Raw genomic sequence first — 20,239 nt, 5'->3', positions numbered from 1 at the left:
AACCGGCCTTTTAGACACATCGACTCAATCGGGGGCGCAGAACACCGTTCTGTGCCCCCGATTTTTACCTTGGCCCGAACGCCGCTATCGGCTACATCACCATGTTCAGCGCGTTAACAAACTCCTGGGCCTTCGCACGGCTGTTCAGGCTAAAGACGCAAGCGGTCAACAGACGATTGCGCAGAAAAACATCGCGGCCTTTAATTCTATTGACGCCCGTAATGTCCTTAAGATAAACAATCTCGGTGTGCTTGCCGCCAAAAGTGCCCTTCTTGAGTACCTCAATGCGGTTAGGGTAGATCTTGACGTCTTTATACCTACCCGAACCTTTGTCCTGGAATAGCAGCGTGTTGTTGTCCATACGCGTCACTCCCGTGGGGTTCGCTAAAACTGCCTCTATGGTCACATTTTAGTCGCCGCAAACCCTTTTCGCGGTCGCGCACGGAGCACCAAATCGTGTCCGCACGAGCAAATAAACTGATACCACAAGGAATATAAGCCGCTATCCAAGGACGGCGAAGTGAGACAAAGGGTTAGCAATAGCTAAGATTTAAGTCTAAAACCCTTAGAAAGTGCTAATATATAGTTATTGAAAGAGGCTAAGATGCAGAGACGCGAATTGATCCGCATCCTCGAAGAAGCCGGCTTCATCTCGAAAGGAGGCACTAATCACGAGAAGTTCGTCAAAGGAGATAAACTCGTGCTCGTGAAACGCCACCGAGAGATTGAGGATCAAATTGCCAAAAGAATCCTAAGGCAGGCAGGACTTCGATAGCTCATCCTCATCACATTTCGCATCGCTTTTTAGAGGAGGTCTTACATGGTTTACGTATGGGAATTTGAGTTCTTTGATTCGGACGGCATGGTCGATGCCGTGCCATGTGGCTCGCTGGGCGGAGGAGGAACGTTTGGCTCCGACCTAAACGACGCTGTCGAAAGCGCCGCCGATTTTCTCGCATGTATGGTCGACGATCACCTTATGGGCGGCGTCGATCTTCCCGAGCCGGACTTTGGACACCAGCCACAACACGGCGGCAAGATTATCGCCGTGGCCGTCAGCCGCGAGCTCGGCGACATTCCCGCCGTCACCGCGGCGGACACCGCTCGCATGCTTGGCGTTAGCACGGCAAGGGTATCGCAGCTGATAAATGCTGGGCTGTTGGATTCTTGGAAGGACGGCACCAAGCGCATGGTGTCCAAAGCCTCCATCGAGGCACGACTCGCCGACGCCCCAAAGGCAGGACGCCCGAAAGAGGTCTCTATTGTTGTATAAGGCGAAGATACTGCGCACTTTTATTCCACACGATGTTTTCAGCCTGGCTTAAACAAGTTCAATAGCAGAATACAAATCCAGCCATCGTGTCTAGTTACGAAAGGTTTTTCCTTTTCTGCAGCAAACTCTTCCTCGGTAAGTACTCCACTATCACGCAGCGTTGCAAGTCTCTCAAGCCTTGCAACTACATCACCACTATCCGCCAGCGTCTCAATAGTCTGTGAAACCTGCGGATACTGCTCGAGTTCCTTCGATAGGGCATCGACTATCTCGGCAATATTCTTTGCATTTTTGCCCCCGTTTAATACGTTTGTCCTGACCTTAGATGATGAGTTGACAGTAACGCCAGATCCGCCTTCAACTGGAACAACCGAAATACTGATATTTTCACCCCAGGACCAAAGGCTCATACCAATCTCAGCTACAACTGTTCTTGTTGTGGGCGATGCGCTATCAACTTTTACTTTAGGCAGCTTTTCCATAGCTGCCTTCAAGGCATTAAACGTGTCGTCAGGAGAATACGGCACCTGAATCTGAAGCTGCTGATCCGCAAAACCCATAATCCGGCCTCCGCTTCTACAAGATTAAGACTATCGGCAATGTTAGCACGTTCCCAGCACTTTTAAATTCATCTAATGACCTTGTGATGCAGCCCGACACCCCAGCACTACTCCCCTACTTCCCAAATAGTGCACCCAGCAGACCGCGGCGTTTGGGCTTCTCCTCTCGGTAGGAACCCTCGGCTGCGGCCGCCACCTGTCGCGGTTGCTCGCCGCCTCCACGGCGCACAATCTGGTATAGGAAGGGCGATTTAACGTATTTGACCTCGATGGGCGTGGCGTGCACGGTGCTTTCGATCGACAGCATCACGTTGGGATTGAGCGGTGCCACGATATGCGTTTCGCACTTGTCGCTAAACACCACCGCGGCTGCACGACCCGTCTGGCCGTTTACGGCAATGCGCACCTGCTCGCCATCGCGGCCATCCGTCGCCGGACGATCGACAAAGTAGACCGGCACCATCACCAGGCCATCCTTATGCTTGCGGGCCTTGCGCGCCCAGGTTCGGATGCTCTTTTTATTGAGCCCCAGCACCGCCTCGGCATCGTTGCCGGCAATGTCGAGCGCCAACTTATCAATGACCACCTGGTCCTTGGTAGACGCATCGACGGAGACGACGCGGAAGTTGCCTTCCTGCATGGCGGGATCGAACGACCCAACCTTAGCAAAGTCCCACGGCTCCAAAATTCCCATAAGGCGAACATCCAGGTAGTTTGCCCTGGGATATGCCCAGTCGAGCACCTCGTAGTACACCAAGGTCTCCTTGCTCAGGCCCTTGCCCGGGAAAGACGCCATCATGCGCAAATCCGCGAGCGCCATGGGGAAATAGAAGAGCATCATGTCGTTTTGGATCGCATCTTCCACGTCGTGCCCGGCAAAGGCATCCGGGTACTGGCGCACCAGCTGCAGTGCGTTGGCACGTGCCTGCTGCGGCGAGATTTCGCAGGGAATGCCCTGCTCCGGCACATACTCCGCACCCACGCCCATGGTCAGACGCTTGCTGAAGGTACCGGGCTTGAGCAGGTCGGCAATGCCGATCTTGTTGCCGCAGGACGGGCACTCAAACACGCGCTGCGTTGACTCGCCCTCAAAGGACGCTCCGCAGAAGGGGCAAGGAATGCTCACATGCGTGGCCTCTTGGAACTCCTGCGCCGTGCCGCAATCCTCCCACAGCAGATGTTCCAGGACCGACTGATTGCGCCAGTGCGAATTGAAGAAATACCAGTCCGGGTCCTCCGGGCGCTCGAGTTGCGACACATGCGTGAGCTTGAGCAGTCCATCCACCACCGTCAACGGCGTATGGCGAATGCCCAAAGCGCTCTTGGGCTCTCCGGCGTCCGCCTGCCACGGAATGACCGCACCGCAATAGGCACACTCAAAGCTGCGCTTAGCCTGGTGCGAGTACATAGGGCCGCCGCAGTTTTGACATTTAATGGCAAACATCTCGTCCATGGAAACGTCCTCCTTAAGCACGGGCCGACACCTTAAGTATGTGGGCACGCGCCGAGGCTGCCCATACCCATGTGGCCCAAAATTGGGCGTCGGAATGGACGGAAAGGAGCGGGGTTACGGAGAAGAAGCTGAAGCATCGAGGTTCGGCTGGGGTCCATACAAGTCTCCCATTTCTCGTGTCCAAGAAATGGGAGGCAGTTCATGGCGGATTGGCGGGGCGTTTTCTATGAGCAGAAGACCTGGCCGTCGCTACATAATCGAGTTCAGGACCCTCACGAATTCCTCCGCCTGGGAGTGGCTGCTCAACCTGTAGTCGTAGCCAGTCATCAGCCTGTTGTTTAGAATCACCTGCTTGCCCTTAACCCTGTAGACACCGGTGACGTCATTCAGGTAGGTCACTTCTGTATGCTTGCCGAAGAAGCGGTTCTTCTTGAGCGTGGTGATCCGATTCGGGTAGATGCAGATTTCCTTGAATACACCGGCACCCTTATCCCTAAACAGCAATGTGTCGTTGTCCATTTCTATTCCTCCTTGTTGACGTTGGTTAGATTGCGGTTCGAGCTGTCATATTGTTTGATTGCCAGTTAAATCGACACTGCTCCAAAACCCGCTGATGCACACGCGGTTGATGGACACCGTTTGATTACCAGTTAGATCGACACTGCTCCAAAACCATCTTTCCCGCCTGGCGCACGAGCGACGTGTTTGATTACCAGTTAGATCGCTACTGCTCCAAAACAGCCGCACGCGCCAAAGTTTCGCAAAGGCGGTTTGATTACCAGTTAGATCGACACTGCTCCAAAACATGCCGACGATGCGGTATTCGAGCGTCTTGGTTTGATTACCAGTTAGATCGACACTGCTCCAAAACTAACGTCCTGCTTGCTTGCAGCAGGTAGCGTTTGATTACCAGTTAGATCGACACTGCTCCAAAACGGCGGGTATGTCGATGAATACGACGGGCGTGTTTGATTACCAGTTAGATCGACACTGCTCCAAAACATGCGCATGGTGGCAGACGCCCAGAGAGGGTTTGATTACCAGTTAGATCGACACTGCTCCAAAACTAGCTGGGGCTGGTTTAAATCTAAGGTGGGTTTGATTACCAGTTAGATCGACACTGCTCCAAAACTGCCGCCCGTGATGACAGCACCCGCAGTGCGTTTGATTACCAGTTAGATCGACACTGCTCCAAAACACCGTGTGATACCAGACGGCGGCCTCGGGCGTTTGATTACCAGTTAGATCGACACTGCTCCAAAACTAGAGCTGGAAGATGGCGGCAAGCGAGGCAGTTTGATTACCAGTTAGATCGACACTGCTCCAAAACTTTCTGGATATGTATCACACGCATAGACCGTTTGATTACCAGTTAGATCGACACTGCTCCAAAACTGCTTCTCGTGGTGGGTATGGCTCCACAGGGTTTGATTACCAGTTAGATCGACACTGCTCCAAAACCGCACACGTTCTCGGCCATCGCCTGAAGCAGTTTGATTACCAGTTAGATCGACACTGCTCCAAAACAAGAGAAAGAGTTCGAGCCGACCATCGAGGGTTTGATTACCAGTTAGATCGACACTGCTCCAAAACTTCATGGCTTTGGGTCCTTTCCGTATGTCCGTTTGATTACCAGTTAGATCGACACTGCTCCAAAACCACGCCCTTGCCGTAGCAGTACAGGCGCGTGTTTGATTACCAGTTAGATCGACACTGCTCCAAAACAGCTCGGCGGCGGTGATGGGGGTATTGCCGTTTGATTACCAGTTAGATCGACACTGCTCCAAAACTTTGCATCGTTGTCAGTGTTGCCGCCCGTCGTTTGATTACCAGTTAGATCGACACTGCTCCAAAACGAAAGGAACAACTGAACTTGAACAGGGAAAGTTTGATTACCAGTTAGATCGACACTGCTCCAAAACTACGGAAGCTGAGTTGATCCGATCTGTGTTGTTTGATTACCAGTTAGATCGACACTGCTCCAAAACCCGCCACTGCGCGATTCACAGCGCAGATGGTTTGATTACCAGTTAGATCGACACTGCTCCAAAACCATCGCCAGGGTTTCCCGTCCTCGCCGTTGGTTTGATTACCAGTTAGATCGACACTGCTCCAAAACCATTGGAGCAAATTCCCTACTGCGACGGGACGTTCAATCTAACCGGTCAGTTCTTTCAATGCTCTAAAAACTGCAGGTCAACCGTTAGTTTATGTTCATGTCCGTAAGACATGGTATCTTTTTTATTCTCTAGGAGCAACAGGCTCAACTTAAGAAAAAACACGTGATCATAGAGCGTTTGCAGCTCATTTTCCGTCAAAAAAGTTTTGAGATTTACAAATACGATCGTCTTTCTGCAGCCAGCGTCAAGAGCAAATGAAAGAAAATTCAGCAGATTATCAAGGAACGATTTATCTTCTTGAGGCGCTGCACCAAATCCTAAAAACTTGAGGTAGCGCTTCAAATCCCATTCTAAACCAAACCCCAAATCGGCATTGAAACCAAGGTTCAATCCACCTAAACGCATTTTTATTGCACGTTCAGCCTCTTCTACCTGCATGCGTAAATCTTCGTCTTCCAGAAACTCGCGTTCAACTTTTTTGGTGACTGCGGACATAAACGCGCGGTCATCCCACGGAAGATTCAGCGCATCGGGCACCACCATCAGAGCGCTGCCGGGCTTAACCTCCGTGTCATCTTCCCAAAGAGTGTAAGGCTCCGTTGCCTGGCGCCCCAGTCCGTTTTGCAAAGAAGTTACAATCCGCGTGAACAGGGCTGAGTTCTCAACTTGCAAAACCGATGTTTCCCCCGCTACCAGTTCCACAGGATTTTCCAAGCCCGAAAACACGAGTCTCATAAAACCAGGAGCTCCTCCATGGTATCGATCTCCTCATGGGATTCACGGTTGCCCGTTATGTACTCCATGGTCGAAAACTGAGACTCAGTCACACGAAGGACCTGCACGAGGCCGGACGGCGGGCGATGCTTCCTCAGTCTTTGCACCGCACTTCCCGCCGCCCCATCATTAACAACGAGCTTTGCATACACGGATTCCTGGAGCATAAGATAGCCGTCTTTTAGAAGAAACTTACGGAATACGCGGTAGTCCTTTCTCTGTGCAGGAGTGTCAACGGGTAAATCAAAGAAGACTACAAGCCTCATATATCTGATCCTTTCCCCGATACTCATACGACCTCAAACGGCTCGATTTCGTCTACCGACAACTTCCGATCAAGAGCCTTGAAGCAGTCAGCAACATACAGAGAGATTACGGAGCCCACGCGATAGGTGCCGCCTCGATATGCGATCCCCTGATTGAGCATGTCGACCAAAAGCAACTTAGTCTCCTTGGAGAACTCTCCGTCAAAGTTATCGAAAACAATACGGTCGACAAGAGGCCTAAAGGGCTCCATAAAATCACAGCTCAGGTTGAACTGGTTAAACTCGTTTCTATGGCAAATTCCCGTCTGCGTAAGGTATCCACGCGCCGCAATCTCACGGTTGACACTCGACAGCAGGATCGCATACCCGTAATTGAGAGCAGCGTTCAGAGGCGTATCGTCATCTCTCGAGAAGGACGGACCAAACAGGGAACTGAAGTACAGCCGGGCTGCATGTCCTTCGCGATTCGTCGTATCACCCGAGCGTACCTCGGCAACGATGCTCTTGAGTGTCTCCCCTTGCTCCTCGCGCGCGCGGGCATGAAGCACATCAGATTGATGCTTAATCTTGTCGCGCACGATTCGTTGCCATACGCGCTTTTTGATCGGTTCGCCCCACTCGAGCTGCTCTGCGATACGCTTGCTAGTGTTATGAGCCCCGTATAGCGGCAAGTATTGCCCAATTGGGTCGCGCTTCTCGTCAGAGACGACAAACGCGACCTTTGCTTTGGCAAGCTCCGAGAGCAGATAGGCGCTTATAAACACCTGGTTGGTCTGAAGGACGACCGACGAAATCTCCGAAAGGTGAACCTTCGCCGTGTCGTCCTCGCGGCGGACAACCATGTATCCGCCCTTGTACTGCAGTTTGCAAGGGCTAGAAATGACAATATTCCTAAAGCCCGACACGGGTTCTTCTCTCGAACATGCCCGTTACAGACTGATCAACAATGTAAAAGTCGGTATACCGATCATTGAGGAGCTTAGATCTGGGAGGGCGGATTTTTCCGGCGTTCTTCGGCCCGCCAATCAAGCTCAAATCTACAACGTTTGCATCCGCATTTACGAGCTTAATAAGACCAAGAAGAACAGATCTCTTCTCTTCAGCCCGCAGTCCATAAAAGCGCTCATTATAGTTTGCAAGTTTTAGCCCCTTGAAAAGAAAACCACGAGCGGGGCCCATTTCGGATAGGAAGTCCATCCAGATTTCATCAAGCAAATCCTCACATTCCGCATTACCAATAGAACCGCTCAACGCCTCTAGCTGACGAATGGAGAAAGCAACTTCCCTCCCGTTCCTGAACTCTTCGGAACCAGTTAGGATAAGACGGCAGCCATTGATTTCGAATAATTGCTTCTTAAAAATCTTGTCGCGATCGATGCGGACAAATTGAAGCTTAGATTCCTCCGCATCCCTAGCCGCAATCTCATCAAGCAGGGAAGGTTCTTGTGCAACGCGCAAGCGCATAGACACGGGGACCTGGCAGAACTTGTAAAACGGCTTATCCTTCTTCAGAGCCTCGTAAATATAAAAGTAAGCAAACTGCTCCCTCGAATAGCTGCCAAACCGGTCGGCGGCAAGACCCTGCTTTAATGACAAACTGAGACTCTTGCCGCTTCTGGGCGAGTACACTGTAGCATCCCAAAACGCGCCCGTGTCCTCTTGCGGCATCCTCGAGACGTAGCACTGGCGATAGTTAAGCGCACGGCGAATGCCCTCAACCTCCGCGGCCGCATTCCAGCCATCCGGAAGATACTTCCCCCTATAACGCTTGACCTCATCGTCCTCGGACCAAGCATCGTCAAAGACCTCGCCCGTCTCGGGATCAAATCCCGCGGTCATAAAGCTATTGACGACAAAGCCGGCAGATCCAGGCATGCGGTGAGTTTTCTTAAACAACTCGGACTGTTCGCGCACGTACTTCTTTATCACATGCGAGTAGCCGATGGGGTTCTCGTACATTCCGGGATGACGCATCTGGATAAACAGGCCCAAGCGACATGCCAGATATGCATCATGCGCATGATGGAAATCGTTGGCTTCGCGGCATTTGACCAAGCCGGCAGCCTCACGAAGGTTGTGCGATACGCTCGCCTTAATGGGAACGATCTTCGTTCCCTCGTCGACATAGCGCGCCTCAAGCAACGCCTGCGCCATCTTGACCATCTGGCTCGTCTCCACGAGCTGACGCGCGACAAAGCCCTTCATGGCATTCTCGTTTATGGAAGAACGCAGCAGATTGCGATACTTTTTATCGCCAATGAGCTTCGCCTGGTGCAGCTGCTTCCACGTTTCGCCCATCTTCCAGCGAATGCTCTTATCAATCAAAAGCTGGTCGGTCTTGTGCTGATTCTCCTCGCGGTACACCAGCGCCTTGTTTTCAAGGCTGTCGTCCTTAATGTATGCGCGCGGGATAATATGGTCGACCTCGTACTCACCCGAACCCGCCATTAGCTTATTAAGGTCGATAGCGCGACCAGAATACAAGCATTTTCCGTTCTGCATCAAATAGAGGGTCAAACGCTCGTCAAGGTCCACGCCAGCTGCTTTGAGCTCCTTGAAATCGCCCATTACAGACAGGTCGCCGCCCTCGGCCTTAAACGCCTTAAGAGCGTCCTCGATGGCGTCCCAGCGTTTCGTGGTCCGCTTGCCCTTCTTCTTTTCGTCCTCGTCGCGAGTCACCTCGACAAAAACGTTGGCCGGCGCATGCCCTGCAATCTTCGCAATTTCGTCAACGATGCGAATCGCCTGATTCAGGCTTCGACGAATCGCCGGAGATCCAGGGAGCTCATTTACGCCCAGAGACTTCTCGTTTTCGGCATAGTATTTGCGATTATGCTCGTCCACTTTTTCCTGGAAACCCAGCGTATTGTCATGGAGAATCTCCATCATCACCATGGTCTCGCCCAAGCGCCGCTCAGAGCTGGGATTTCCCTCACGCAGCACGTCCATGATGCTCATAGAGCGACCGGCTTGCGTATCAATCCTGATGCCCGTCAAGAACTTCTCCGACATACGTCCCCAGCCAGTCAGGCGCTTTTTGCAGATCTTCTTAATCTGCTCGGCATCGAGCATTCCATTACCACTTGGGCCAAACTCATCCTGCAGTTTTTCCTTAAGGATCGAGCGATCCTCGAACAAGGTGTTCCAAAGAATGATCTTTTCGATAACCGGGTACTCGGCACGGCTCAACTCGTCCACGCCAAAGATGTCCTTGGCAAAGAAGATATAAGAACCCATCTTCGATTCAAGACCACTCTCGCCCTGTCCGCCGCGGACAACTGGATTTGTTGCGTCACCCTCTTTTACAAGCCAGTCCGCAATCATCTTGTAAGTAACGCGACGCTTTTTATGGAAAAGCTCATGTACAAGGCCCTCGCGCTGCGCGGCATCCAAGCGTTGCCAATCGTCACCATCTTCAGACCAGCGAACGCCATTGAGCTCATTCAGCACGCAGAACTCCTCATAGAGCAGAGACTGCTTGGGAAGCACCTTCTCGCCAGCAAGATACGTGCAATCACCCGTCATGCGCAGGATAAAGTTCTCGGCGCTCTTGTTCTTATCGATTACGGTATCCCAGTTCCAAGGCGTGATAGTCGTATCTTCCATGCCGGGCTTGCGCTCGGACCATTGGAATCGATGCTTGCCGTGTTTGTCCTGGGCAGCGTTTTTAGGCGTCAGCGGTCCCACATAGTACGGGATACGGAACGTGACCAGACTCTCAATCTTTCCAGCTTCATCCTTAAGGAACGGATAAAAGCGCCCCTGGTTCTTAAGAATAGCTTGCAGTTCCTCAAGATGCAGCTGGTAGTAAATGGCGCCGTTATCACTCGTCTTAAGGCGACGCAAAAAGCGCTGTTTGTCGAATGCGTCCATCATGGCGATATAGCGCTCATCCGTCTCCGCGCCCGTTCCCGTAAAGAGTTTCTTTACCGATTTGGCAAAGTCGTCGTAGGAGAGCTTATGCAGATCGTAGGCAGTGTAGCCCTGGGCCTTCGAGACATCATAGTCGCGCGAGGGGTCGTCTGTATTCGCATCATGGTATGTTGACCCACGGAAAAACGCATCATACGCCCCGGGCGCATAGCCGACAAACTTATCGGCTTTATCTTTCGGGGCGCCATGGACCAAGTACTTGAGCGTTTCGAGGTCGCGATTGTATTGCTTGTATTTCGCAATCATATTTTTCGAAATCGTCTGCCCCTCAGCGTACGAAAGAAGGCCTTGGAGAACACAGGCGGAGTAAACGCCACAGATCGCCTCGAAAAGCTCGACGCAATCATCGGGGCACGCAGCTTGCAGCGCCTCTAGCTTCTCGTCATCCGAAAGCGCTAGCTTAGTTGCCTCGCACTCAAACTCGCCAAACACGTCTTTGAACTCGCACTGAAGGCCAACGACGGCATTCGACAAACCCTTCGCCAGCTTTTTATTCGCAGCCGCGTCTCCAGTGTCAACTTTTACAAGCGCCTGAATGTCTTTTGCTTTTTGCGAGCGAGAAGACTTCTCATCAGCGAGAATCTTTGCGACAGCGCTTTCGTTGATTTTTTGAGCCTCATATTCCCTCGACTCGCACCAAGTCTGCAGGGAGCCATTGAGGCGCTTGAGGGCATCCGATGTCTTCGCCGTCTTCGCCGTCAGCTTCTCTCCCTGGCGCAAGAAGTTGCCGCGATGCTTAACGATGTTATGAATCGCAAGATACACCAAACGAAGATCGGCTTGTTCGTCGGTATCCATAAGGTAAGCGCGCAGATGATAGATGGTCGGGAAACGCTCGTAGTAATCGGCCTTTGTGAAGTCCTTGGTAAAGATCGGGTCGCCTTCAACGGTTCGCGACTGATTGAGTCGCATGAAAAATCCCGGATCAACTTCGTTCATTGCGGGCTCAAACAGTTTTTGCAGTAGATCCAAGCGCCAACGGCGCCGCACATAGCGACGACGCTGACCGCGATGGACACGAGCCTCAGAAGCCGGCTGTGCGGCATCGAACAGACGGCTGCCCCAGGTAGGCTGCTTCTTAAAATGCAGGAGCTTGCCATGCTCGTCCGTAACCGCCCAACCCACGGAGTTGGTGCCCATGTCTAAACCGATGCTGTACTCACCCGAGTAGTTTCTTAGATTCATATAGACCAGCCCTTCCGCGCTGTGTTACAGTTGCCTTGTCGATTATCAGTTACATCGACACTGCGAGTCAAAATACGGCTATGCCAAAAATGCCTTCTTCGGAGGGCGTCCCGTAGGGGACAAGTTGACTTGCCAGAGGGGTTCCGTTTGGAACCCCTCTTTTTTTTGATACTACTACCGCGAACGGACATTTTTTAATAGCTATCGGCAAACGTAATGTTGCTTAATGTTTGCGCTATGAGCATGGGTGTTTAATGGAGTGCCCAGGAGGTTCGCCCCACATCGCTCGTTAGCACCGGCAGACTATTGCTGCATTTTCTGAGCATCGGCGCACGACGCCCCCGCGCGAGCTACACTATCCCCTTAAACATGATTGTGAGGACGACCGCTATGCTATTTGTTAATCGGCTGGTACATACACTTGTTCCCGGCAGCGAGGGCAAGCCGGTCGATACATCTTGCCGTACCAACGCGGGCTTTGCCGCAAGCCTCATCTGCATTGGCCTCAACATTACCCTGTGCCTAGCCAAGGGCATCGCGGGTCTGCTCGCCGGCTCGGTCTCGCTTATCGCCGACGCCTTCAACAACCTCTCCGACGCCTCGAGCAACATTGTGAGCCTGCTCGGGTTCCGCCTTGCCAGCCGCCCGGCCGACGAAGGTCACCCCTATGGCCATGGCCGCTACGAGTACCTCGCCGGTTTGTTTGTCGCCGTCCTCGTTTGCGCCGTCGGCATCAACCTGGCGCTCGAGTCCATCGCCAAGATCATCAAGCCCTCGCCCACCGCTTACACGTTTATTTCCCTTGCGGCACTGGCTACGTCCATGCTCGTTAAGCTCTGGATGGCAGCGTTCAACCGCACGCTGGGCGATCGCATCGACTCGGAGACGCTCATCGCCACGGCGCAGGACTCCAAAAACGACGTCATCACCTCGGGCTCGGTCTTGGTGGCGGCGCTTATTTCGCAGACGACCGGCTTTGATCTCGATGGCTGGGCAGGCCTGGGTGTGGGCATCTTCATCTGCATCAGCGGTCTGGGCCTGGTGCGCGACGCCATCAGCCCGTTGCTGGGGCAAGCGCCCGACCCCAAGCTCGTCCAGGCAATCCGCGACAAGATCATGTCCTATCCGCAGGTCTTGGGCACACACGACCTCATGGTGCACGACTACGGCCCCGGTCGTCAGTTTGCCAGCGCCCACGTGGAGATGCCCGGCGAGGGCGACGCGTTTGAGCACCACGAGATTCTGGACACCATCGAGCACGACATCAAGCGCCAGATGGGCATTGGTATCACGCTGCACTGCGACCTCATCGCGACAACCGGCGATGACTTGCGCGGCTGGGTCAAGCGCGGCGTCATGCAGATCGATCCCGCGCTCTCCATCCACGATCTGCACGAGCACAACGGGTTCGTTTCGTTTGACCTGGTGCGTCCCGACGGCTTTGACATATCCGACGAGGAGCTGCTGGAGCTCGTCACGCGCATCGTGCACGAGCGCCGACCCGATGCCTCATGCGTCGTTACGTTTGACTCGGGCTTTAGCTCGCCCGAGCGTCCGGCCGAGCAGCTGTAGCCCCGCTCCGCTCGTCCGCTAGTTTCCCTGCGCGCCCGAGATGCCGTTTTGCAGTGCGTTCCAGGCATCCGTCGCCATGTCGCCCAAGTTCTGCGCGGTATCGCCCAGATTTTGTGCCGTATCGCCCAGCTCTTGCGCCTTGTCTCCCAACTCCTGCGCCTTGTTGCTCAAGTCCTCCAGCGTATTGGAGCTCGAGCTGTCGGTACCGCTTTGGCCGTCGGACGAGTTGCCCGAACTGTTCTTGTGCGTGAGTTGAATTTCGAGGTTGCCGTTGTCGTTATAGTAGGCAGAAGTAACGACCCAGTTGGCATCGACAACGGGCGTTGAGCCATCATCAGTCAGGACCACGGCATTCGAAAGATCGGCGCCGCGCGACTTGAGGATCTTCTTGGCGTTGGACCAGTACTGCCCCGGGATATCGCTCAGATCGACGGTGCCAGACGAGGCAGACTCGGTTTGCTCGGCAGTGGTATCGGCCGTTGAACTCCCCCGCTTGTTGAGCATGCCCGACACGATGGCAAACACAATCGACAGCGCAAAGAAGATCGCCAGCACGATGAGGATCTTCTTGATCACGCTCGACGAACGCGACGGCGTCTCTTCCTCGTCCTCGCCATATTGCGGAATCGACTTGGGGTACTCGCGATACGGCTCGCGCGACTCGTAGCGAGGCTGCGCCGTGCGAGGCAAATACGTCGTCTGCTGAGGCTGCGGAATGGGATTCTGCGGCAGGCTGTCATAGGAATTCGGCGTCGAGGCAGCATAAGAATCCTGCGGCGCGTAATCAAACGGATCCGGAGCTGCGTTGCCATAGGGGCCTTGCGAAGATGCAGCGTAAGAATCCTGCGCCGTGTCGCCATAGCCCATAACCCGGGTGGGCTCGGCAGAAGGCTGCGTCGCGGCGGGGTCGGTATAACCGGGGTTGGGAACAACGCGGGTCGCATCGGCGCTATCGCCAGCCTGCGCGGAACCGTAGCCGCCCATCACGGTTGTCTTGTCCTGATCCATGCAACGATTCCTTTCCGTCGCGCGTGAGCCTCAAGTTATCCATGCATTCTACCCGCGCAAAAGCCTATGACGGGCAGAGTCCGTCGGTATCTACAAGACATGCGCGGGCCTAAGGATCAAAAAGCCCCGCCGTGCCTTGTGGGCGCGGCGGGGCGGGCTAGCAGCTATGGACAGCAGGCTTAGAACAGGCCGGTGATGTTGCCGTCGTTGTCGACGTCGATGTTTTCGGCCGCGGGCACCTTGGGCAGGCCCGGCATGGTCAGAACGCTGCCGGTCAGCGCGACCACAAAGTGGGCGCCGGCAGAAACCTTGAGCTCACGCACGGTGATGCGGAAGTTCTCGGGAGCGCCCAGGACCTTGGCGTTGTCGCTAAAGCTGTACTGCGTCTTGGCGACGCACACCGGCAGGTTGCCAAAGCCGTTCTCGCGCAGCTCGGCGAGCTGGCGCTTGGCGGCCGGCGTAAAGTCAACGCCGTCGGCGCGGTAGACCTTGGTGGCAACGGCCTCGAGGGCATCAGCGACATCAGCGCCGTCCTCATAGGCAAACTTGAGCTCGCTCGGCTGCTCAATCAGACGCATGACCTCATCGGCCAGCTCGAGCGCGCCCTCGCCGCCCTTGGCCCAGACCTCGGAAAGCTTAACGTTGACGCCGAGCTTCTGGCACTCGGACTCGATGAGTGCAAGCTCAGCCTCGGTGTCCGTCGGGAAGCGGTTGATGGCGACCACGCAGGGCAGACCATAAACGTTCTGGATGTTGTCGACATGACGCAGCAAGTTGGGCATGCCAGCCTTGAGTGCCTCGAGGTTCTCCTCGTTGAGGTCGGCCTTGGCGACGCCACCGTTGTACTTCAGCGCACGAGCGGTCGCGACGACCACGACGGCGCTGGGGCGAACGCCCGTCATGCGGCACTTAATGTCGAGGAACTTCTCGGCACCCAGATCGGCACCGAAGCCGGCCTCGGTAATGGCGACATCGCCAAAGCGCATCGCCATACGCGTGGCCATGATAGAGTTGCAGCCGTGGGCAATGTTGGCGAAGGGGCCGCCGTGGACAAACGCGGGCGTGCCCTCGAGTGTTTGCACCAAGTTGGGCTTGAGCGCATCCTTAAGCAGCGCAGCCATGGCGCCCTGAGCCTTGAGGTCGCGGGCGCGGACGGGCTCGCCGGCATAGCTGTAGCCGACGACGATCTCGCCCAAGCGCTCCTTGAGATCGTTGATGCTCGTGGACAGGCACAGGATTGCCATGACCTCGGAGGCAACGGTGATATCGAAGCCGTCCTCGCGCGGCACGCCCTGGGCCTTACCGCCAATGCCGTCGATGACGTGGCGCAGCTGACGGTCGTTCATATCGACGACGCGCTTCCAAGTGATGCGCTTAACGTCAATACCGAGCTGATTGCCCTGCTGGATGTGGTTGTCGAGCATGGCGGCCAGCAGGTTGTTGGCAGCACCGATGGCATGGAAGTCACCGGTAAAGTGCAGGTTGATATCCTCCATGGGGATGACCTGAGCCCAGCCGCCGCCGGCAGCACCGCCCTTAACGCCAAAGACGGGGCCGAGCGAAGGCTCGCGCAGGGCCACGGCACTCTTGACGCCGCGACGACGCAGGCCATCGGCCAGACCGATGGTCGTGGTGGTCTTGCCCTCGCCCGCAGGCGTTGGGTTGATAGCGGTCACGAGGACGAGCTTGGCCTGGTGATCGGTCGGCTCGTTGAGCAGTGAATAGTCAACCTTAGCCTTGTCGAAGCCGTACGGAATCAGGTGCTTTACGTCGACGCCGGCGTTCTTAGCCACCTCGGTAATGGGCAGCGGCGTGACGGAACGTGCGATTTCGATGTCAGTAGGCATGGGCGGTCCTTTCGTTACCGAATGAGAAAAAGACCAATTCAGCATAGCACGGGCGCGCAATAGTAAAACACCCGTAACCGATGAATGGCGATATGTTTATCCAATGCTCAGTGATAGCCTACAGACTAGCCAAAACAAAGCGCCCTAAACGGTAGGTTCAATCCCCAGGTGCTCAAAGGTGCGGAGGGTTGCCTGACGGCCCTGCGGCGTACGAATCATCAATCCGCACTGCAGCAAATAGGGCTCATAGACATCCTCGAGCGTGCCCGGGTCCTCGCCCACCGCGCTGGCAAGGGTCGTAAGTCCCACGGCACGACCGGAGAACGTCTTGGCGAGCGTCTCCAAGATACGAATATCCATCCAGTCCAGACCGAGCTCGTCGATCTCGAAGAACTCGAGCGCCTGGCGGCAGATATCGAGCTCGATGGGGCCGTTGCCGCACACCTGTGCGTAATCGCGCACGCGCTTGAGAAGGCGGTTGGCAAGACGTGGCGTGCCGCGCGAACGCGAGCCGATCTCGAGTGCACTGGGATGATCGATCGTCACGCCCAGGATAGTCGCCGAGCGCGTCACAATCTGGGCGAGCTCCTCGACCGTGTAGTAGTCCAAGCGATACGAGATACCAAAGCGATCGCGCAGCGGGCCGGTCAGCATGCCCGAACGGGTCGTGGCCGCCACCAGCGTAAACTTGGGGATATCCAGGCGAATAGAACGTGCGGCCGGGCCTTTACCGATCACAATATCGAGCGCAAAGTCCTCCATCGCGGGATACAGGACTTCCTCGACCGAACGGTTAAGACGGTGGATCTCGTCGATAAACAGCACGTCACCCGGCTGCAGGTTGGTAAGGATAGCCGCCAGGTCGCCGGTGCGCGCGATGGCAGGGCCACTCGTCGTCTTGATCTGAGCGCCCAGCTCGTTGGCGATAACGGTGGCCAGCGTGGTCTTGCCCAGGCCCGGAGGACCCGAGAAAATCACGTGGTCGAGCGTCTCGCCACGGCTCTGCGCCGCTTCGATCAACACGCGTAGGCTCTGCTTGATGTGCTCCTGGCCACAGTAATCGTCCAGGCGCTGGGGGCGCAAAGTGCGGTCGACATCGAGATCCTCGGCCGTCAGCTCCGAGCCCACCATGCGCTCGCCGTGCGCCATGGATGCCGCCGGCGAGTTGCCGGGCGTCGCCCACAGGTCCTGAGAGTCATCGGCTTCCCACATCACGCATCCATTCCGAGTCGCTTAAGCGCCGCGCCGAGCAGATCCTCGACACGCATATTCTGCCCATCATACCCGCTCAGGGCAACATCGGTCTCCTGCGGGCTAAAGCCCATGGAAAGGAGCGCCGCACGGGCATCATCGATGGCCGAAGGAGCAGCAGCGGGCACGGGCATCGCAACCTGGCCGGGAATCACGTCGACCGGCACAAAGCCCTTATCCTTGGCAAAGGTGCTCTTGAGTTCCAGGATCAGGCGCTGAGCTGTCTTTTTGCCCACACCGGGTACCTTGGCCATGCCCTTGTCGTCCTCGGCCATCACCAGCGAATACAGCTGCCCCACGGTATAGGTGGAAAGCACGGCAAGCGCCAGGCGCGGGCCAACGCCCGAAACGGACACGAGCCGGTCGAACATCATGCGCTCATCCTTTGAGGAAAAACCGAAAAGTGTCATGGCGTCCTCGCGCACCTGCATACGCGTGTAGAGGCAGACCTCGCCACCGGGCGTCGGCAACGTGGCCGCAGTGCTGCCCGAAATGCCGAGCTCAAAGCCAACGCCCGACACATCGACGACAGCAGAGCTCATCGTGGCCTCGACAAGCGTTCCGTGGAGCTGGGAAATCATCAGTATCCGGTTCCTCTCTGTTGATAGAACTCGCCACCGGTGAGGGCGCGGGTGCGGCTGAGGTTTACGTGGCAGATGGCGCAGGCCAGGGCATCGGCGGCATGGTCGGGATGCGGGTCGTGGTCGAGCTGTGTGAGCGTGCGTACCATGTAGGCAACCTGCCGCTTGTCCGCGGCGCCGGTGCCCACCACAGCCTGTTTGATCTGCATGGGCGTGTACTCGCCAATCTCGAGCGCGCATTCCGAAAGCGCGACGAGTGCAGCACCGCGGGCATGCGCCGTGGGGATGGCCGAGCGAACGTTGGCGCCAAAGTAGATGCTCTCGACAGCAGCCGTGTCGGGTCGATAACGCTCGACGACATCCTTAAGGCCATGGGCGATATGCGACAGGCGCACCGCGAGCGGACTTCCGGCACTGGTCTCGATGCAGCCATAGGCACGGCAGCGAACCTCGCCACGCCGCTCCTCGATAATCCCCCAACCCGTATGAGCCAAACCGGGGTCAATGCCCAAGATAACCAAGCCGACCTCCCCTCGCCACAAGCACAGCGCAAGACAAGGCCCCGCGCATCATTCACGAACGTCTGTTCTAGAATAACACAATGGGGCCAAGATGCTTAGTTGAAGTATCGGGGTTGAGAGCGAATCCTATCCCATAATTAGTTCTGCGAGAAAAAGGGGAACTGCCTCGGATCCACTGGCGGGTGCGACATCGGTCCGCTCTGGGGCCCACCCTGCGAGCCGCCCTGACCGCCCATCATCTTATCGATGGCGTCCTGAACTTCGCCCTCGAACTTTTTCATTCCCTCGTGCAAACGACGCTGACCGTCCTCAGAGCGCAGCTCCTCCATTTGCTCGGGCGAAATACCCAGTAGCTCGCCCAGCACGCCCATCATCTCGTTTCGCACGCGCTCGCTCGTATCCTCGTCGGCAAAGCGGCGCACCTCGGCGCGCGCCAGCGAATCGACCGTCATACGCTCCTTGCCGTTAAGCCCCAGGTCGGACCACGCGAGCATATACGGCCAGGCACGCTCGGCAAACGAACGGGCCGAGACGATCGGCGTCGTCGGCAGCATGCGACGGGAAGCCTCACCCTGTCGAACGAGCATCAGCAGCAGCGAGCAAGCCTCGGGCTTGCCGGCGGCCATTGGGATGTCGTCAAAAGATCGATTGCGGTCCACGTGCGCCTCGAGCGCGCCATCGACCTCACCCGGCTCAAGCCCGCCGAGCAGCTGTGCCGCGCGGTCGAGCATATCAACCGGGCCGTCGAGCGTCGAGAGCGCCTGCGCCAGCACGCGCTCCATACAATCTTCCACTGCGTTGAGCGTCACGAGCTCTTGGGGCACCACGGCAGACGTGCGGTTGCGCACACGCGCCACAAACTCAAGCGTCGACAGGTACACATCGCCAAAGGGCGCAAAGTCGCCCTGGTAGCCGCCGCAAAGCGCCGGCGCCGCCAGCGCGTACTCGGTTTTGGACAGCGGGCTCAGCGCCATCGCACCCAGCTCGAGCGCCGTATCCTCCAGCATGAGGCCCAGCGTGCGCGAGCGCAGGCGCTCGGCATCGCCCGCCGACACGTCGCGATCGAGCACGCGCGCCGCATCCGGTGCATCGCGCTCGACGGTGCGAATGTGCAGACGCTCGGCGATGGCGCGGACGGCGGCACAGCGGGCAGCCTCGGCTTCTTCCTGCGCCGGCGTAAAGATACGGTTGCGCCCCAGCACCAGGCCAATCACATTGCGCGGGCCCAGAGCGTCGACGGCCAGCGCCGCCAGCAGGGACGACGGCAAGTCACCCTCGAGTGCCACCACAGCACGCGACGCACCGTGGGCTCGGGCGTTGTCGCGCACGGCGAGCACCAGCGCCTGCCACAGCCACTCCTCGGAACGGAACTCGGGCAGTTCGTGATCCTCCAGGGCATCGAGCATCACGCCGCGCTGAATCTCCTGAACCAGCAGGCTCTCCTCAAAGCACGGTGCCTGGGCCACCACGCGACCGCAGTCGTCGAGCACAAACGAACCGCCGGTATACACCGACTCGTCATAGGCACCGACCGGCGCCATGCAGGCAAACCACACGCTGCGCTTGGATGCGATCTTGCGGTAGGCGCCGCTGCGAACGGCAGCAATGGCGGCAGTCTCGCGGTCGGTCATGTCAAACGCGTTGAATTGGAAATACGCAATGAGGTCAACACCGGTCGGCAGCATCTCGAGTTCGCGGTCCAAGTCAAAAATCACGGCAATGCGCACGCCGTCCACGTCGAACACCGGCGGCGCCCAACGTGTGTCGTTGTTCTCGCCACGCTGCAGGGCAATGCTCGAACGCGCCGGCACCACATGACCGTCCTTGAGCATCATGTAGTCGAGCAGCGGCTGGCCCTCAAACGAAACCGCCGCGGGCACGATGCAGATCATGTC

17 protein-coding genes and 1 CRISPR repeat array are annotated in these 20,239 nt (G+C 56.4%); of the genes, 3 read left to right on the top strand and 14 right to left on the bottom strand.

Annotated features, from left to right (window positions below; all coding sequences use genetic code 11):
- Window positions 1-91 precede the first annotated feature (91 nt).
- Window positions 92-361, bottom strand: a complete 270-nt coding sequence (locus AB5758_RS05225) for a hypothetical protein (RefSeq protein ID WP_260699243.1) — start codon at window positions 359-361, stop codon at window positions 92-94.
- Between the two features lie 243 nt (window positions 362-604).
- On the opposite strand from AB5758_RS05225, the gene AB5758_RS05220 reads away from it, so the two are divergent.
- Window positions 605-775 (top strand): type II toxin-antitoxin system HicA family toxin, encoded by a 171-nt coding sequence (locus tag AB5758_RS05220; RefSeq protein ID WP_084591772.1) that lies wholly within the window; start codon window positions 605-607, stop codon window positions 773-775.
- Window positions 776-820: 45 nt separating this feature from the next.
- Window positions 821-1,273 (top strand): helix-turn-helix domain-containing protein, encoded by a 453-nt coding sequence (locus tag AB5758_RS05215; protein WP_368141502.1) that lies wholly within the window; start codon window positions 821-823, stop codon window positions 1,271-1,273.
- 38 nt (window positions 1,274-1,311) lie between these two features.
- Here AB5758_RS05215 and AB5758_RS05210 read toward each other — a convergent pair whose 3' ends face one another.
- The 7 genes from AB5758_RS05210 to cas9 all read right to left on the bottom strand — a co-directional run bounded on the left by AB5758_RS05210 (window position 1,312) and on the right by cas9 (window position 11,564).
- Complete coding sequence (locus AB5758_RS05210) at window positions 1,312-1,833, bottom strand: SHOCT domain-containing protein (protein ID WP_368141503.1); 522 nt, start codon at window positions 1,831-1,833, stop codon at window positions 1,312-1,314.
- Window positions 1,834-1,948: 115 nt separating this feature from the next.
- Entirely contained in the window at window positions 1,949-3,286 is a 1,338-nt protein-coding gene (locus AB5758_RS05205) for a TFIIB-type zinc ribbon-containing protein (protein WP_368141504.1), read from the bottom strand.
- 249 nt (window positions 3,287-3,535) lie between these two features.
- Complete coding sequence (locus AB5758_RS05200; protein WP_368141505.1) at window positions 3,536-3,805, bottom strand: hypothetical protein; 270 nt, start codon at window positions 3,803-3,805, stop codon at window positions 3,536-3,538.
- Window positions 3,806-3,857: 52 nt separating this feature from the next.
- Window positions 3,858-5,405: direct repeats of the CRISPR family, unit length 36 nt; unit sequence GTTTGATTACCAGTTAGATCGACACTGCTCCAAAAC.
- Between the two features lie 55 nt (window positions 5,406-5,460).
- On the bottom strand, window positions 5,461-6,141 hold the full coding sequence (gene csn2, locus AB5758_RS05195) for a type II-A CRISPR-associated protein Csn2 (protein WP_368141506.1): 681 nt from the start codon (window positions 6,139-6,141) through the stop codon (window positions 5,461-5,463).
- Window positions 6,138-6,446, bottom strand: coding sequence for a CRISPR-associated endonuclease Cas2 (gene cas2 / locus AB5758_RS05190; protein WP_368141507.1), 309 nt, complete (start codon window positions 6,444-6,446; stop codon window positions 6,138-6,140). Before cas2 ends, csn2 begins: the two co-directional genes overlap by 4 nt.
- 23 nt (window positions 6,447-6,469) lie before the next feature.
- Window positions 6,470-7,351: a type II CRISPR-associated endonuclease Cas1 gene (gene cas1 / locus AB5758_RS05185; RefSeq protein ID WP_368141508.1), complete on the bottom strand. Its 882-nt coding sequence runs from the start codon at window positions 7,349-7,351 to the stop codon at window positions 6,470-6,472.
- A complete protein-coding gene (gene cas9 / locus AB5758_RS05180) occupies window positions 7,338-11,564 on the bottom strand; it encodes a type II CRISPR RNA-guided endonuclease Cas9 (protein ID WP_368152615.1) in 4,227 nt (1,408 codons plus the stop codon). The genes cas1 and cas9 overlap by 14 nt, the downstream gene beginning before the upstream one ends.
- 390 nt (window positions 11,565-11,954) lie before the next feature.
- On the opposite strand from cas9, the gene AB5758_RS05175 reads away from it, so the two are divergent.
- The gene (locus AB5758_RS05175) at window positions 11,955-13,136 is read left to right on the top strand and encodes a cation diffusion facilitator family transporter (RefSeq protein ID WP_368141456.1); all 1,182 of its coding nucleotides are present in this window, start codon (window positions 11,955-11,957) and stop codon (window positions 13,134-13,136) included.
- 18 nt (window positions 13,137-13,154) lie between these two features.
- Here the strand turns inward: AB5758_RS05175 and AB5758_RS05170 are convergent, their stop codons facing one another.
- The 6 genes from AB5758_RS05170 to AB5758_RS05145 form a co-directional block, all read right to left on the bottom strand.
- Window positions 13,155-14,144 carry a hypothetical protein gene (locus tag AB5758_RS05170; RefSeq protein WP_320678097.1) on the bottom strand — a complete coding sequence of 330 codons (990 nt, stop codon included), beginning with the start codon at window positions 14,142-14,144 and terminating at the stop codon, window positions 13,155-13,157.
- 179 nt (window positions 14,145-14,323) lie between these two features.
- Complete coding sequence (locus tag AB5758_RS05165; protein WP_195569034.1) at window positions 14,324-15,991, bottom strand: formate--tetrahydrofolate ligase; 1,668 nt, start codon at window positions 15,989-15,991, stop codon at window positions 14,324-14,326.
- Between the two features lie 144 nt (window positions 15,992-16,135).
- Window positions 16,136-17,203, bottom strand: coding sequence for a Holliday junction branch migration DNA helicase RuvB (gene ruvB, locus AB5758_RS05160; protein WP_195569033.1), 1,068 nt, complete (start codon window positions 17,201-17,203; stop codon window positions 16,136-16,138).
- Window positions 17,203-17,823 carry a Holliday junction branch migration protein RuvA gene (gene ruvA, locus AB5758_RS05155; RefSeq protein ID WP_055285743.1) on the bottom strand — a complete coding sequence of 207 codons (621 nt, stop codon included), beginning with the start codon at window positions 17,821-17,823 and terminating at the stop codon, window positions 17,203-17,205. The genes ruvB and ruvA overlap by 1 nt, the downstream gene beginning before the upstream one ends.
- Entirely contained in the window at window positions 17,823-18,344 is a 522-nt protein-coding gene (gene ruvC / locus AB5758_RS05150) for a crossover junction endodeoxyribonuclease RuvC (protein WP_195569031.1), read from the bottom strand. The genes ruvA and ruvC overlap by 1 nt, the downstream gene beginning before the upstream one ends.
- Window positions 18,345-18,481: 137 nt before the next feature.
- Window positions 18,482-20,239 (bottom strand): hypothetical protein (locus AB5758_RS05145; RefSeq protein WP_368155423.1); only part of this gene is annotated, 1,758 nt, incomplete at its 5' end.

The organism is Collinsella aerofaciens, assembly GCF_040926405.1.
Classification (GTDB): Bacteria; Actinomycetota; Coriobacteriia; order Coriobacteriales; family Coriobacteriaceae; genus Collinsella.
Note: the sequence above shows the minus strand (reverse complement) of the source record. Positions and strands in the feature narration are given on the sequence as shown.

Bases quoted from the DNA above. Each gene is read 5' to 3' on its own strand.
- AB5758_RS05225 (WP_260699243.1), bottom strand. From the start codon at position 361: ATGGACAACAACACGCTGCTATTCCAGGACAAAGGTTCGGGTAGGTAT.
- AB5758_RS05175 (WP_368141456.1), top strand. From the start codon at position 11,955: ATGCTATTTGTTAATCGGCTGGTACATACACTTGTTCCCGGCAGCGAG.
- AB5758_RS05200 (WP_368141505.1), bottom strand. From the start codon at position 3,805: ATGGACAACGACACATTGCTGTTTAGGGATAAGGGTGCCGGTGTATTC.
- csn2 (WP_368141506.1), bottom strand. From the start codon at position 6,141: ATGAGACTCGTGTTTTCGGGCTTGGAAAATCCTGTGGAACTGGTAGCG.
- AB5758_RS05210 (WP_368141503.1), bottom strand. From the start codon at position 1,833: ATGGGTTTTGCGGATCAGCAGCTTCAGATTCAGGTGCCGTATTCTCCT.
- AB5758_RS05220 (WP_084591772.1), top strand. From the start codon at position 605: ATGCAGAGACGCGAATTGATCCGCATCCTCGAAGAAGCCGGCTTCATC.
- ruvB (WP_195569033.1), bottom strand. From the start codon at position 17,203: ATGTGGGAAGCCGATGACTCTCAGGACCTGTGGGCGACGCCCGGCAAC.
- AB5758_RS05215 (WP_368141502.1), top strand. From the start codon at position 821: ATGGTTTACGTATGGGAATTTGAGTTCTTTGATTCGGACGGCATGGTC.
- ruvA (WP_055285743.1), bottom strand. From the start codon at position 17,823: ATGATTTCCCAGCTCCACGGAACGCTTGTCGAGGCCACGATGAGCTCT.
- AB5758_RS05205 (WP_368141504.1), bottom strand. From the start codon at position 3,286: ATGGACGAGATGTTTGCCATTAAATGTCAAAACTGCGGCGGCCCTATG.
- AB5758_RS05170 (WP_320678097.1), bottom strand. From the start codon at position 14,144: ATGGATCAGGACAAGACAACCGTGATGGGCGGCTACGGTTCCGCGCAG.
- AB5758_RS05165 (WP_195569034.1), bottom strand. From the start codon at position 15,991: ATGCCTACTGACATCGAAATCGCACGTTCCGTCACGCCGCTGCCCATT.
- cas2 (WP_368141507.1), bottom strand. From the start codon at position 6,446: ATGAGGCTTGTAGTCTTCTTTGATTTACCCGTTGACACTCCTGCACAG.
- cas9 (WP_368152615.1), bottom strand. From the start codon at position 11,564: ATGAATCTAAGAAACTACTCGGGTGAGTACAGCATCGGTTTAGACATG.